Below are 13430 nucleotides of genomic sequence, written 5' to 3' on the forward strand. Positions count from 1 at the left end.
CCCGCACCCCGCACAGGTGCAGCAGCGCCGCCACCCGCCGGTAGGGCTCCGTGCGGCCCGCTCGCTCCTCGGCGGCGAGCAGCGTCTGCAGCTCGCCCGGACGCCGGCCCTGCTCCCGGAGAAGTACTAGCCCCGCACCCCGCACAGGTGCAGCAGCGCCGCCACCCGCCGGTAGGGCTCCGTGCGGCCCGCTCGCTCCTCGGCGGCGAGCAGCGTCTGCAGCTCGCCGCGCTGCTCGGGCACCAGCGGGCCGTCGGCCGCCTGGTCCGTGAAGACCCGCACCCCGTACCAGGCGTGCAGCGGGGCCCCGATCCCGGCGAGCGTCGAGGTCAGGGTGTCGAGCCGGTCGGCCCGCACGTCCAGACCCAGCCGGTTCGCATACATCGTCGAGTCGAAGGCGCCGAGGGCCGTGACCCAGTCACCGGCCAGGCCGGGGCGCATCGCCAGCGCGTCCGCGTTGCGCACGAGCAGCGACAGGAGGCCGCCCGGGGCCAGCATCCGCGCCAGACCCGCGAGCAGCGCGTCCGGGTCCTCCACGTACATCAGGACGCCGTGACAGAGCACGACGTCGAAACTGCCGGGCAGGAAGTGCACGCCGGTGTCCCGGCCGTCGCCCTCGACGAGCCGGACCCGCTCGCGCACCCCCTCCGGCTCCGCGGTGAGCGCCCGGCGCGCCGCGGCCACCATCGTCGGATCCTGCTCCACACCGGTCACCTTGTGACCGGCCCGGGCCAGACGCAGCGCCTGCGTGCCCTGGCCCATGCCCACGTCGAGCACGCGCAGCCGCCGCCCCACGGGGAAGCGCCCGGCTATCTGCTCGTCGAGCTGCCGGGCCACCAGCTCCTGCCGTACGACGTTCCGCAGACCGCCCAGCTTGTCCAGCCAGGCCTGCGGGGCGTCCCCGGCGAAGGCCTCGGTGCTCAGGGCCGCTCCCCGCGCTTGACCTGGGGCTTGGGCAGCCGCAGCCGCTTCATCTGGAGGGTGCGCATCAGCGCGTAGGCCACGGCGCCCTTGCGCGGCTGGTCGGGGAACTTCTCCGCCAGCTGCTTCTTCAGGCGGAAGCCGGTGATGACCGAGTCGATCACGATCGCGACGATCACGAACAGCCACAGCAGCAGCGCGATGTTCTGCAGCGAGCCCACGCGGACCATGCTCAGGACGAGGATGATCACCGCCATCGGCAGGAAGTACTCGGCGATGCTGAAACGCGAGTCGACGAAGTCGCGCGCGTACTTGCGCACCGGGCCCTTGTCACGGGCCGGCAGATAACGCTCGTCACCGCTCGCGAGGGCGGCGCGCTGGCGCTCCATCGCGGTGCGGCGCTCCTCGCGCGAGCGGGCGCGGGCCTCCTTCGGCGACATCTTGGTGTTGGCCACGCTGCGGCGCTGCGACTGGGCCGCGCTGCGCTTGGGCGTGGGGCGGCCCTTGGGCGCCTGCGGGTCTCGGGTCTGCTTGGACGCGTCGGAGGCGGTCACCGGGGCCTTGTCGGCCGGCGCCTTGTCGTCCTTGGATCGGCTACGGAACACAAAGACCAAGGGTACGTGCTGGACGTGCATGGACCACAGGCCCATGGGGAACGATCCGGCAACACCCTGCGTCCTCACCCTGTGACAGGGGCACGGGACCCCGAGGGGAGAAGGGGGCTCCCTACTCCCTGCGCGGGACCCGGAGCAGGACGCAGTCGTCCTCGGGGATGAGCGCATCCGTACCTGAACAGTGCGGTAATAGAGGCAGGACCCGTACTGTGGGTTCTGTCGCAGTGCTGGAGCTGAAGTCGGTCAGAAGGGGGCGCGCGAAGCCCATGAGCGGTGTCATGAAGCGTATGGGGATGATCTTCCGCGCGAAGGCGAACAAGGCCCTTGACCGGGCCGAGGACCCTCGCGAGACCCTCGATTACTCGTACCAGAAGCAGCTGGAGCTGCTCCAGAAGGTGCGCCGCGGCGTCGCCGACGTGGCGACCAGCCGCAAGCGCCTGGAGCTGCAGCTCAACCAGCTCCAGGGCCAGTCCTCCAAGTTGGAGGACCAGGGCCGCAAGGCGCTCGCGCTCGGCCGTGAGGACCTCGCCCGCGAGGCCCTCTCCCGCCGCGCCGCGCTCCAGCAGCAGGTCACGGACCTGGAGACGCAGCACCAGACGCTCCAGGGCGAGGAGGAGAAGCTCACCCTCGCGGCCCAGCGCCTCCAGGCCAAGGTGGACGCCTTCCGCACCAAGAAGGAGACCATCAAGGCGACCTACACGGCGGCCCAGGCGCAGACCCGCATCGGCGAGGCCTTCTCCGGCATCTCCGAGGAGATGGGCGACGTCGGCCTCGCGATCCAGCGCGCCGAGGACAAGACCGCCCAGCTGCAGGCCCGTGCCGGCGCCATCGACGAGCTGCTCGCCTCCGGCGCCCTCGACGACCCGTCCGGACTCGCCAAGGACGACATCCAGAGCGAGCTGGACCGGCTCTCCGGTGGTACGGATGTAGAGCTGGAGCTGCAGCGCATGAAGGCCGAGCTGGCCGGTGGTTCCTCCTCGTCCCAGCAGGCGATCGAGGGCGGCCAGGGCCAGGGTCAGCAGAGCGGGCAGCCGCAGGACACTCCGCGCTTCGACAAGCAGTAGCTTCGAGAGGCCGCATCGCCTACGAGGAGGGCGCTCGTCATGATCGTACGGATCATGGGGGAGGGGCAGGTGAGGTTGGCGGACGACCACCTCACCGAGCTCAACAAGCTGGACGACGAACTCCTCGCCGAGATGGAGAGCGGCGACGAAGTGGCCTTCCGCCAGACCCTGGCCGCCCTCCTCGACGCCGTCCGCCGGCTCGGCTCCCCGCTGCCGGACGACTCCCTGGAGCCGTCCGAGCTGATCCTCCCGGCGCCCGACGCGTCGCTCGAGGAGGTCCGGGCGATGCTCTCCGACGACGGACTGATTCCTGGCTGACCCCGGGCGGGTTTCCGGGAGATTCCCGTCGGACCCTCCCCACCCGGAGGGCGAGCGGCCAGGGGAGGCTACCGTGACGTCGGTGACCTCGCTCGTACGGTGGGCCAGGACCCATCCCCTGGCCCTGGACGCGATCGTCGCCCTCGGCGTTCTGTTCGCGATGGTGGCGGGCTCCTTCGTCGACCCCCACGGGCCGCAGGGCACCTACGCCTGGGGCGCCCGCACCCCCGACGCCCTCAGCCTCACCCTGATGGTGCTCGGTGCCGCCGCGCTCGTCTTCCGCCGCGTCGCCCCCGTGTACGTCCTCGCGGCGACCGTCACCGTCTCCGTCGTCGAACTCGTCACCGGCGACCCCCGCGCGCCCGTCGTCATGTCGGCCGTCGTCGCCCTCTACACCGTCGCCGCGCGCACCGACCGGCCCACCACCTGGCGGGTCGGCTTCGCCACCATGGCCCTGCTCACCGGCATCGCCATGTTCGTCGGCCCGCTGCCCTGGTACGCGCAGGAGAACATCGGGATCTTCGCCTGGACCGGTATGGCCGCAGCGGCCGGCGACGCCGTCCGCTCCCGGCGTGCCTTCGTCGACGCCATCCGCGAACGCGCCGAACGGGCCGAACGCACCCGCGAGGAGGAGGCCAGGCGCCGCGTCGCCGAGGAACGGCTGCGCATCGCCCGCGACCTCCACGACGTCGTCGCCCACCACATCGCGCTCGTCAACGTGCAGGCCGGCGTCGCCGCCCACGTCATGGACAAGCGGCCCGACCAGGCGAAGGAAGCCCTCTCGCACGTCCGCACCGCCAGCCGCTCCGCCCTCGACGAACTCCGCGCCACCGTTGGCCTGCTGCGCCAGTCCGGCGACCCCGAGGCCCCCACGGAACCGGCCCCCGGACTCGACCGCCTCGACGACCTCGTCGGCACGTTCCGCAACGCGGGCCTGCCCGTCGAGGTGGCCCGCGCCGAGGACGCCCCCGTCCTGCCCGCCGCCGTAGGCCTCGCCGCGTTCCGCGTCGTCCAGGAAGCCCTCACCAACGTCCACAAGCACGCGGGCCCCGACGCCCGGGCCGAGGTCAGCGTCGTGCACGTCGGCCCGAACGTCGAGATCACCGTCCTCGACAACGGGCCCGAGGCGGCCCCCGGCCGGACCACCCCCGAGGAGGGCGGCGGCCACGGACTGCTCGGCATGCGCGAACGGGTCGGTGCGCTCGGCGGCACCCTCAGCGCGGGCCCGCGCTACGGCGGCGGCTTCCGCGTCCATGCGATCCTTCCCGTCAAGGCCCGCACCGCCGAGGCCGTTTCGCCCACCACCACGTCAGGGGACACCGGCGCATGACGATCCGGGTACTGCTCGCCGACGATCAGGCCCTGCTGCGCAGCGCCTTCCGCGTCCTGGTCGACTCCGAGGCCGACATGGAGGTCGTCGGCGAGGCCTCCGACGGCGCCGAGGCACTCGCCCTCGCCCGGGAACATCTCCCCGACGTCGTCCTCATGGACATCCGGATGCCCGGCACCGACGGCCTCGCCGCCACCCGCGCCATCAGCGCCGACCCGGCGCTCGCCCGGGTCCGCGTCGTCATGCTGACCACCTTCGAGGTCGACGAGTACGTCGTGCAGTCGCTGCGCGCGGGCGCCTCCGGCTTCCTCGGCAAGGGCGCCGAACCCGAGGAACTGCTCGGCGCGGTGCGCGTCGCGGCGGCGGGCGACGCGCTGCTCTCACCGGCCGCGACCAAGGGCCTCATCGCCAAGTTCCTCGCGCAGGGCGACGGCTTCGACGAGGACGGCCGGGCCGGCGGCGCGCACGCCGAGCGGCTCGCCGCGCTCACCGGACGCGAGCGTGAGGTCCTCGTCCTCGTCGCGGGCGGCCACTCCAACGACGAGATCGCCGAACGCCTCGAGGTCAGCCCGCTCACCGTCAAGACCCATGTGAACCGGGCGATGGCCAAGCTCGGCGCCCGTGACCGCGCCCAACTCGTGGTCATCGCGTACGAATCGGGCCTGGTCCGTCCACGGGTGGAGTGAGCCCCGCCCGTCACGTACTACGGCCGCAGTATGCGCGGCGTGAAGACGGGACCTGGGAGCGACGAATCGGGCCGTGGGGATGGCTGAAAGTATGAGCGGCCCCCTGTGCGCGACGCTGTGCGCGACCGCGTGGGCGGGCCGCAGTCCGCTCGTCGTCCCACGCCCCCGGAGACCCCGCCCATGTCCTGGCTGTCGAGATTCAGCCTCGCCCAACGCGCCCTGATCGGCCTGATGTCCGTCATCGCGATCGTCTTCGGCGCGATCGCGATCCCCCAGCTCAAGCAGCAGCTGCTGCCCTCCATCGAACTGCCCATGGTCTCCGTCCTGGCCCCCTACCAGGGCGCGTCCCCGGACGTGGTCGAGAAGCAGGTCGTGGAGCCGCTGGAGAACTCCATCGACGCCGTCGACGGCGTCACCGGCATCACCGCGACGGCCTCCGAGGGCAACGCGGTCCTGATGGCCCAGTTCGACTTCGGCAACGGCTCGAAGCAGATCGTCGCCGACATCCAGCAGGCCGTGAACCGGGCCCGCGCCCAACTGCCCGACGACGTCGATCCGCAGGTGATCGCCGGCTCCACCGACGACATCCCGACCGTCGTCCTCGCCGTCACCTCCGACAAGGACCAGCAGGCGCTCGCCGACCAGCTCGACAAGACCGTCGTGCCGTCCCTCAAGGACATCGACGGCGTCTCCCAGGTCACCGTCGACGGCGTCCGCGACCTCCAGGTGAACGTCACGCCGGACGACCGCAAGATGGCCTCCGCCGGGGTCTCCGTCATGGCGCTCAGCCAGTCGCTGCGCAACGGCGGTGCCACGCTGCCCGCGGGCTCCTTCGACGAGAGCGGCAAGAACCGTACGGTCCAGGTCGGCGGCGGGTTCACCTCGCTGCGGCAGATCGAGGACCTGATGATCACCGGCCAGGGCGTCAAGAAGCCCGTACGCCTCGGGGACATCGCCACGGTGAAGCAGCAGCCGTCCACGGCCGACTCGCTCACCCGCACCGACGGCCGGCCCAGCCTCGCCGTCATGGTCACCATGGACCAGGACGGCTCCGCCGTCGCCATCTCCGACGCGGTCCACGACAAGCTGCACGACCTGCGCCAGGACCTCGGCGCCGGCGCGAAGCTCACCGTCGTCAGCGACCAGGGCCCGGCCGTCTCGAAGTCCATCTCCGGGCTGACCACGGAGGGCGCGCTCGGCCTGCTCTTCGCCGTCATCGTCATCCTGGTCTTCCTCGCGTCGCTGCGCTCCACCCTCGTCACCGCGGTCTCCATCCCGCTGTCGGTGGTCCTCGCGCTGATCGTCCTGTGGACCCGCGACCTCTCCCTGAACATGCTCACCCTCGGCGCGCTGACCATCGCGATCGGCCGCGTCGTCGACGACTCGATCGTCGTCCTGGAGAACATCAAGCGGCACCTCGGCTACGGCGAGGAGCGCAAGGAGGCCATCCTCACCGCGGTCCGCGAGGTCGCCGGAGCGGTCACCTCCTCCACGCTCACCACGGTCGCCGTGTTCCTGCCCATCGGTCTGGTCGGCGGCATGGTCGGCGAGCTGTTCGGCTCGTTCTCCCTGACGGTGACGGCGGCGCTGCTCGCCTCCCTCCTCGTCTCCCTGACCGTCGTACCGGTGCTCTCCTACTGGTTCCTGCGCGCCCCGAAGGCGATCCAGGGCGTCGACCCGGAGGAGGCCCGCCGCAAGGCCGAGGAGAAGGAGGCCCGCTCCCGGCTCCAGCGGATCTACGTGCCGGTGCTGCGCTTCGCGACCCGCCGCCGCCTCACCAGCGTGGCCCTCGCGATCGTCGTCCTCGTCGGCACCTTCGGCATGGCCCCGCTCCTGAAGACGAACTTCTTCGACCAGGGCGAGCAGGAAGTCCTGTCCATCAAGCAGGAGTTGAAGCCCGGCACCAGCCTCGCCGCGACCGACGCCTCCGCGCGGAAGGTCGAGAAGGCGCTCCAGGGCATCGACGCGGTCAAGGACTACCAGGTCACCGTCGGCTCCTCCGGCTTCATGGCGGCCTTCGGCGGCGGCACGGACACCAACCAGGCCTCGTACCAGGTCACCCTGAAGGACAAGGCCTCGTTCGAGGACACGCAGGACCGCATCGAGCGCGCGCTCGGCAAGCTGTCCGGCATCGGTACGACGACCATCGCGGCCGGTGACGGCTTCGGCAGCCAGGACCTCAGCGTGGTCGTGAAGGCCGCCGACGCGGAGGTCCTCGACAAGGCGTCCGAGCAGGTCCGCACGTCCGTCGCCTCGCTCGACGACGTCACGGACGTGACCAGCGACCTGTCGCAGTCCGTCCCGCGCATCTCGGTCAAGGCCAACTCCAAGGCCGCCGCGGCCGGTTTCGACGACACGACGCTCGGCGCGGCCGTGGCCCAGGCGGTGCGCGGCACCACCAGCGGCAAGGCGATCCTCGACGACACCGAGCGCGACGTCGTCGTGAAGTCGGCGAAGCCGGCCACGACCATGGCCGAGCTGAAGAAGCTGCCGATGGGCCCGCGCGGTCTCACCCTCGGCGACATCGCCTCGGTGAAGCTCGTCGACGGCCCGGTCTCCATGACCCGTATCGACGGCGCCCGCGCCGCCACGATCACGGCCAAGCCGACCGGGGACAACACCGGCGCGGTCTCCGCCGACCTTCAGTCCAAGCTCGCGAAGCTGGACCTGCCGGCCGGGGCCACCGCCACCATCGGCGGTGTCACCTCCGACCAGGACGACGCGTTCAAGAACCTGGGCCTGGCGATGCTCGCGGCGATCGCGATCGTCTTCCTGCTCCTGGTCGCGACGTTCCGCTCGCTGGCCCAGCCGCTGATCCTGCTGGTCTCCATCCCGTTCGCGGCCACGGGCGCGATCGGCCTGCTCGTCGCGACCGGCACCCCGATGGGTGTGCCGGCGATGATCGGCATGCTGATGCTCATCGGCATCGTCGTGACGAACGCGATCGTGCTGATCGACCTGATCAACCAGTACCGGGCGCAGGGCCTGGGCGTCGTCGAGGCGGTCGTCGAGGGCGGCCGGCACCGGCTCCGCCCGATCCTGATGACGGCCCTGGCCACGATCTTCGCCCTGCTCCCGATGGCGCTCGGCGTCACCGGCGAGGGCGGCTTCATCGCGCAGCCGCTGGCGGTGGTCGTGATCGGCGGCCTCATCACGTCGACCCTGCTGACCCTGCTCCTCGTCCCGACGCTCTACGCGATGCTGGAGCTCCGCAAGGAGCGGCGGGCCAAGAAGCGGGCAGCGAAAAAGGGGGCCGCCCTGCCGGAGCAGGCGACCCCCGAGTCGGAGCCTGAGCCGGCCAAGGCCTGACTCCTTCCCGCCGCCGGGGCGAGCGCATCATCCGACGCTCGCCCCGGTGGGGGCGGGCCGCGCAGTTCCCCGCGCCCCTGAAATGCATGGCGCTTCGCGCCGCATTTCCCCGAGAAGGGCGCGGGGATCTTTTGTCGGGGGAAGGCGCGGCGAAGCCGCATGCCTTCCAGGGGCGCGGGGAACTGCGCGACCAGCCACGACGGCGCGGCACTCGTCCACGATCCCCGCCCCCTCGGCGAAGCGGCCAGCGCCTACGGCAGCGCCAGCATGCGCTCGAGCGCCAGCTTCGCGAACTGTTCCGTCTCGCGGTCGACCTCGATGCGGTTGACCAGCTGCCCGTCCGCCAGGGACTCCAGGGTCCACACCAGGTGGGGCAGGTCGATCCGGTTCATGGTCGAGCAGAAGCAGACCGTCTTGTCGAGGAAGACGATCTCCTTGCCCTCGGGGGCGAACCGGTTGGCGAGGCGCCGGACGAGGTTCAGCTCCGTGCCGATGGCCCACTTGGACCCGGCCGGGGCCGCCTCCAGGGCCTTGATGATGTACTCCGTCGACCCGACGTAGTCCGCCGCGGCCACGACCTCGTGCTTGCACTCGGGGTGCACCAGCACGTTCACACCCGGTATGCGCTCACGGACGTCGTTCACCGAGTCCAGCGAGAAGCGCCCGTGGACCGAGCAGTGCCCGCGCCACAGGATCATCTTGGCGGCGCGCAGCTCCTCGACGGTCAGCCCGCCGTTCGGCTTGTGCGGGTTGTAGAGGACGCAGTCGTCGAGCGACATGCCGAGATCCCGCACCGCGGTGTTGCGTCCCAGGTGCTGGTCCGGCAGGAAGAGCACCTTCTCGCCCTGCTCGAACGCCCAGTTCAGCGCGCGCTCGGCGTTGGACGACGTACAGATCGTGCCGCCGTGCTTGCCGGTGAACGCCTTGATGTCGGCCGAGGAGTTCATGTAGGAGACGGGCACGACCTGCTCGGCGATGCCGGCCTCGGTCAGCACGTCCCAGCACTCGGCGACCTGCTCGGCGGTGGCCATGTCGGCCATCGAGCAGCCCGCGGCGAGGTCGGGCAGCACGACCTTCTGGTCGTCGCCGGTGAGGATGTCCGCCGACTCGGCCATGAAGTGCACACCGCAGAAGACGATGTACTCGGCCTCGGGCCGCGCCGCGGCGTCGCGCGCCAGCTTGAAGGAGTCGCCGGTGACGTCGGCGAACTGGATGACCTCGTCGCGCTGGTAGTGGTGCCCGAGCACGAACACCTTGTCGCCGAGCTTCTCCTTGGCCGCGCGGGCCCGCTCCACCAGGTCCGGGTCGGAGGGCGAGGGAAGGTCGCCAGGACACTCCACACCGCGCTCGCTCTTGGGGTCGGCCTCGCGACCGAGCAGCAGCAGAGCCAGGGGAGTGGGGGAAACGTCCAGGTCGACAGGGGCCTGGGGGGTCTGGGCCGTGGTCACGTCACGCACCCTTTCTCATCTACAGAACGACTTTTCGTCGAAATGACGCTATCTATCATACGTGGTTCACGTCAGTTTGACGACACTCATCGTGTCGATGTGACGCAATCCGCCTCGGCCGTCCCGTGCCCCGGCCGCGGGCCGTGTGCGAGCATGAAAGAAGAGCGACACCCGGAATGGATCCGGGCCCTTGCCGGTTGCAATGGTCGGCAAGCAGTCTCCGTACAACCCGGGAGAGATGTAGATGTCCGTATCGGACGAGACCACCACCGTCAGCGACGGCATCATCCTGAGCGACACCGCCGCGGCCAAGGTCAAGGCTCTGCTCGACCAGGAAGGCCGTGACGATCTGGCGCTGCGCGTCGCCGTTCAGCCGGGTGGCTGCTCCGGCCTGCGCTACCAGCTGTTCTTCGACGAGCGCTCGCTCGACGGCGACGTCGTCAAGGACTTCGGTGGCGTCAAGGTCGTCACCGACCGCATGTCCGCCCCGTACCTGGGCGGTGCCTCCATCGACTTCGTCGACACCATCGAGAAGCAGGGCTTCACGATCGACAACCCGAACGCCACGGGCTCCTGCGCCTGCGGCGACTCGTTCAGCTAGACCGCCCGGCGAGTCCGTCTCGCCGCGCGACCACGTGTGATGGCCCGGCCCCCTGCGACAGGGGACCGGGCCATCGGCGTACTCCGTGACCGGGCGCGTCAGCCGCGCGGCGCCGGCTTCACCCCGCCCGGACCGTTCTGCTGCGCGACCCGCACCTCGTGCCCGTCCGAGCCGACGACCTTCCGCCCGTCCAGCGGACCGTCGAGCGTCACGTCCAGCGTGTAGAACTTCGCCATCATGATGCAGACGGTGCCCTTCTTCTGGGTCGCGGTCACCTTCACCGACACCCGGTCCTTCGACTCGTCGACCGTCGCCCGGTACGTCGCGCACACCCCGCCCGTGAAGTGCAGCGTCAGCTTCTTGCCGTCCTCCTCGTACCCCGACACCCGTACGTCGTGGGTGTCCGTCCCGGACTCGCCCGGCGAGGCGCTGGGCCGGGGGCTCGGCGCCCCCTCAGGCGGCGTCGCCGCCGCGCTCGACGGCGCCACCAGGAACTCCGGCGCGATCGCCGGGTGCGTCACCGTCGTCGACTCCGTGGCCCCGGCCGGCTTCACCTGGAACAGCCACGACGGTACGAGGATCTGCCGCCCGCCCGAGTGCTGCGCGGCCAGGCCGAACGTGGCCTTCGTGACCGCGGTCGTCGTGGACGCGGGCGGCCTCGGCGAGGACGGTGTGCATCCGGTGCCCTGCTGGTCCGCGCCCCCACGCTCCAGCGGCACGGCACTCGCGCACCCGCCGACGGCGACCCGGTCACCGGACGCCGAGCCGTTCATCCGCTTCAGCGTCTGCTCGGCGCTCGCCGTCGGATACGTGTCGCCCTTGACCGGAGCCTTCAACTGGCCGCTGCCGCCGACCACTTGGCCGTCCGCGCCGACCTGGATCCCCGTCGACCAGCCGTACGTGGGCAGCCCGCCGACCACCGGGTCCGCGTTCACCACCCGCGTCGCGCCCATCAACTGGCCCGCGTCGAGCTTCGCGTCGTCCTGGCCCAGCGCCTTGAGGACCGGCGCCGCGGCCTTCTTCGCGGCGGCCTCGCTCACCGCGTCGTTCTCGCTGCCGGAGCCCACCGGATCGGGGCACTTCGCCACGCCCGCGCACTTGTCGCCCGCCGACGGCGCGTGCAGCGCGTACGTCCACGTGCCCGGCGCCGCCCGGTTCACCTGCAGCGACGGGCCCGAGCCGTCCTTCGCCGGACCGAGCCGCCAGGCGCCGTCCGTCAGCTTCGGCGTGCCGTCGAGGTCGAGCGCCTTGCCGAGCGCGCTCACCTCGGCGGCGCTCACCTCGCCCTCGGCCCGGTACACGGGCGCGTCACCGGGCCCCTTCGGCAGCGGCACCGTCGCCCGGTACGTCGTCCCGTTCGGGTCCGGCTCACCCGGCGCGATCCCGTTCGACGTGCCCGGGTCGCCGCCGGCCGCGTAACCGTCCAGGGCGAGCGGCGGGGGAGTGCCGTCACCGGCGGGGCCGGCCGGCGAGGTGGCGCCGTCCTTGTCGCCGGACGCGCTCGTCGCGAGATACGCGCCGCCGCCACCGGCGAGGAGGACAGCCGCCGCGACCGAGGCGACCGCCAGCGTCGTGCGCCGCCGGGACCGGCCCTGCGTCTGTTCTTCGGTGCTCACCGCATCGCTCCTTCGACTGCCGCCGTGCGGGGGACAGCGATGTGACGCGGCAGGGGAGCGAGCGGTTCCCTCAGTCGCCGAAACCGGCCATGGAGTCGATCAGGCGGGCGGACGAGGCGGGCACCACCACCCCGGTGATCCGCGCCGACACCGGCCCCGCCGCGACCGGAGCCTTCCGCTCCGTCTCCCACGGCGCCAGGGGCGTCACCCAGTGCGGAACCATGCGGGCGCAGTCGACGCGCAGCGCCGCCAGCCCGTCCTGCGTCAGATGCGACACGTCGTACGTCATGACCGCACCGTATGCACGACAGGTCACACGAAAAAAGGCCTACTATCGGGTAGTTTCCGCACTTCAGGCCCGGTCCCCGACCGGGTAGCGTGAAGCGTCAACCCCCTCCCTCCTCAGGAAGCGTGACCTCGCCGTGCGAATCGCAGTCACCGGCTCCATCGCCACCGACCACCTGATGACCTTCCCCGGCCGCTTCGCCGACCAGCTCGTCGCCGACCAGCTGCACACGGTCTCCCTCTCCTTCCTCGTCGACAACCTCGACGTGCGGCGGGGCGGCGTCGGCGCCAACATCGCGTTCGGCATGGGCCAGCTCGGCACCGGCCCGGTCCTGGTCGGCGCCGCCGGCTCCGACTTCGACGAGTACCGCGCCTGGCTCGACCGGCACGGCGTGGACACCGCCTCCGTCCGCATCTCCGAGACCCTGCACACCGCCCGCTTCGTGTGCACGACGGACGCCGACCACAACCAGATCGGCTCCTTCTACACCGGTGCCATGAGCGAGGCCCGCCTCATCGAGCTGAAGACCGTCGCCGACCGCGTGGGCGGCCTCGACCTGGTCCTCATCGGCGCCGACGACCCGGAGGGCATGCTGCGGCACACCGAGGAGTGCCGCAGCCGGAACATCCCGTTCGCCGCGGACTTCTCGCAGCAGATCGCGCGCATGGACGGCGACGAGATCCGCACGCTCCTGGAGGGCGCCACCTACCTCTTCTCCAACGAGTACGAGAAGGGCCTCATCGAGTCGAAGACCGGCTGGAGCGACGCGGAGATCCTCTCCAAGGTCGGCCACCGCGTCACCACGCTCGGCTCGCGCGGGGTCCGCATCGAGCGGGTCGGGGAGGACCCGATCGAGGTCGGCGTCCCGGAGGAGAAGGCGAAGGTCGACCCCACCGGTGTCGGCGACGCCTTCCGCGCCGGATTCCTCTCCGGTCTCGCCTGGGGCGTCTCGCTGGAGCGCGCGGCCCAGATCGGCTGCATGCTCGCCACCCTGGTCATCGAGACCCTGGGCACCCAGGAGTACGAGCTGCGCCGCGCGGCTTTTATGGAGCGCTTCCGTAAGGCTTACGGTGACGCTGCCGCGGAAGAGGTCGAGGCCCACCTCGGCTAGGCCTTCGCCGGCGGCGCCGTGAATCTTCGGGTGTGAAGCGCCCCGAAAGGGGCGCGGGGAACTGCGCGACCAGCCACGACGAAAGCCGCGGACGCGTCTGCTCATGCACCTGGCAGACGCGTCCGC

12 protein-coding genes are annotated in these 13430 nt (G+C 71.3%); 7 read left to right on the forward strand and 5 right to left on the reverse strand.

Going from position 1 to position 13430, the window contains the following annotated elements; genetic code table 11:
* Window positions 1-126: 126 nt before the first annotated feature.
* Together ACZ4E1_RS01475 and ACZ4E1_RS01480 are read right to left on the reverse strand one after the other, a co-directional pair.
* Window positions 127-837, reverse strand: a complete 711-nt coding sequence (locus ACZ4E1_RS01475; RefSeq protein WP_467534746.1) for a class I SAM-dependent methyltransferase — start codon at window positions 835-837, stop codon at window positions 127-129.
* 83 nt (window positions 838-920) lie between these two features.
* On the reverse strand, window positions 921-1571 hold the full coding sequence (locus ACZ4E1_RS01480; RefSeq protein ID WP_467534748.1) for a DUF3043 domain-containing protein: 651 nt from the start codon (window positions 1569-1571) through the stop codon (window positions 921-923).
* A gap of 230 nt (window positions 1572-1801) precedes the next feature.
* Here ACZ4E1_RS01480 and ACZ4E1_RS01485 point away from each other — a divergent pair, with 230 nt between their 5' ends.
* The 5 genes from ACZ4E1_RS01485 (at window position 1802) to ACZ4E1_RS01505 (ending at window position 8242) form a co-directional block, all read left to right on the forward strand.
* Window positions 1802-2599, forward strand: coding sequence for a PspA/IM30 family protein (locus tag ACZ4E1_RS01485; protein ID WP_467534750.1), 798 nt, complete (start codon window positions 1802-1804; stop codon window positions 2597-2599).
* A gap of 39 nt (window positions 2600-2638) precedes the next feature.
* On the forward strand, window positions 2639-2917 hold the full coding sequence (pspAA, locus tag ACZ4E1_RS01490; protein ID WP_467534752.1) for a PspA-associated protein PspAA: 279 nt from the start codon (window positions 2639-2641) through the stop codon (window positions 2915-2917).
* A gap of 82 nt (window positions 2918-2999) precedes the next feature.
* Complete coding sequence (locus tag ACZ4E1_RS01495) at window positions 3000-4247, forward strand: sensor histidine kinase (RefSeq protein ID WP_467535400.1); 1248 nt, start codon at window positions 3000-3002, stop codon at window positions 4245-4247.
* Complete coding sequence (locus ACZ4E1_RS01500; protein ID WP_467534754.1) at window positions 4244-4933, forward strand: response regulator; 690 nt, start codon at window positions 4244-4246, stop codon at window positions 4931-4933. The genes ACZ4E1_RS01495 and ACZ4E1_RS01500 overlap by 4 nt, the downstream gene beginning before the upstream one ends.
* A 180-nt stretch (window positions 4934-5113) precedes the next feature.
* Window positions 5114-8242, forward strand: coding sequence for an efflux RND transporter permease subunit (locus tag ACZ4E1_RS01505; protein ID WP_467534756.1), 3129 nt, complete (start codon window positions 5114-5116; stop codon window positions 8240-8242).
* A gap of 251 nt (window positions 8243-8493) precedes the next feature.
* On the opposite strand, the gene nadA is transcribed toward ACZ4E1_RS01505, so the two are convergent.
* The gene (gene nadA, locus ACZ4E1_RS01510) at window positions 8494-9690 is read right to left on the reverse strand and encodes a quinolinate synthase NadA (protein WP_467534757.1); all 1197 of its coding nucleotides are present in this window, start codon (window positions 9688-9690) and stop codon (window positions 8494-8496) included.
* A gap of 244 nt (window positions 9691-9934) precedes the next feature.
* Here nadA and ACZ4E1_RS01515 point away from each other — a divergent pair, with 244 nt between their 5' ends.
* Window positions 9935-10291, forward strand: a complete 357-nt coding sequence (locus ACZ4E1_RS01515) for a HesB/IscA family protein (protein ID WP_467534759.1) — start codon at window positions 9935-9937, stop codon at window positions 10289-10291.
* A 98-nt stretch (window positions 10292-10389) separates the two neighbouring features.
* Here the strand turns inward: ACZ4E1_RS01515 and ACZ4E1_RS01520 are convergent, their stop codons facing one another.
* Together ACZ4E1_RS01520 and ACZ4E1_RS01525 are read right to left on the reverse strand one after the other, a co-directional pair.
* A complete protein-coding gene (locus ACZ4E1_RS01520) occupies window positions 10390-11907 on the reverse strand; it encodes a hypothetical protein (RefSeq protein WP_467534761.1) in 1518 nt (505 codons plus the stop codon).
* A gap of 70 nt (window positions 11908-11977) precedes the next feature.
* Complete coding sequence (locus ACZ4E1_RS01525) at window positions 11978-12196, reverse strand: hypothetical protein (protein WP_467534763.1); 219 nt, start codon at window positions 12194-12196, stop codon at window positions 11978-11980.
* 133 nt (window positions 12197-12329) lie between these two features.
* On the opposite strand from ACZ4E1_RS01525, the gene ACZ4E1_RS01530 reads away from it, so the two are divergent.
* Window positions 12330-13304, forward strand: coding sequence for a carbohydrate kinase family protein (locus ACZ4E1_RS01530; protein WP_467534764.1), 975 nt, complete (start codon window positions 12330-12332; stop codon window positions 13302-13304).
* Window positions 13305-13430: the final 126 nt, after the last annotated feature.

Source organism: Streptomyces sp. NPDC025806 (assembly GCF_055558275.1).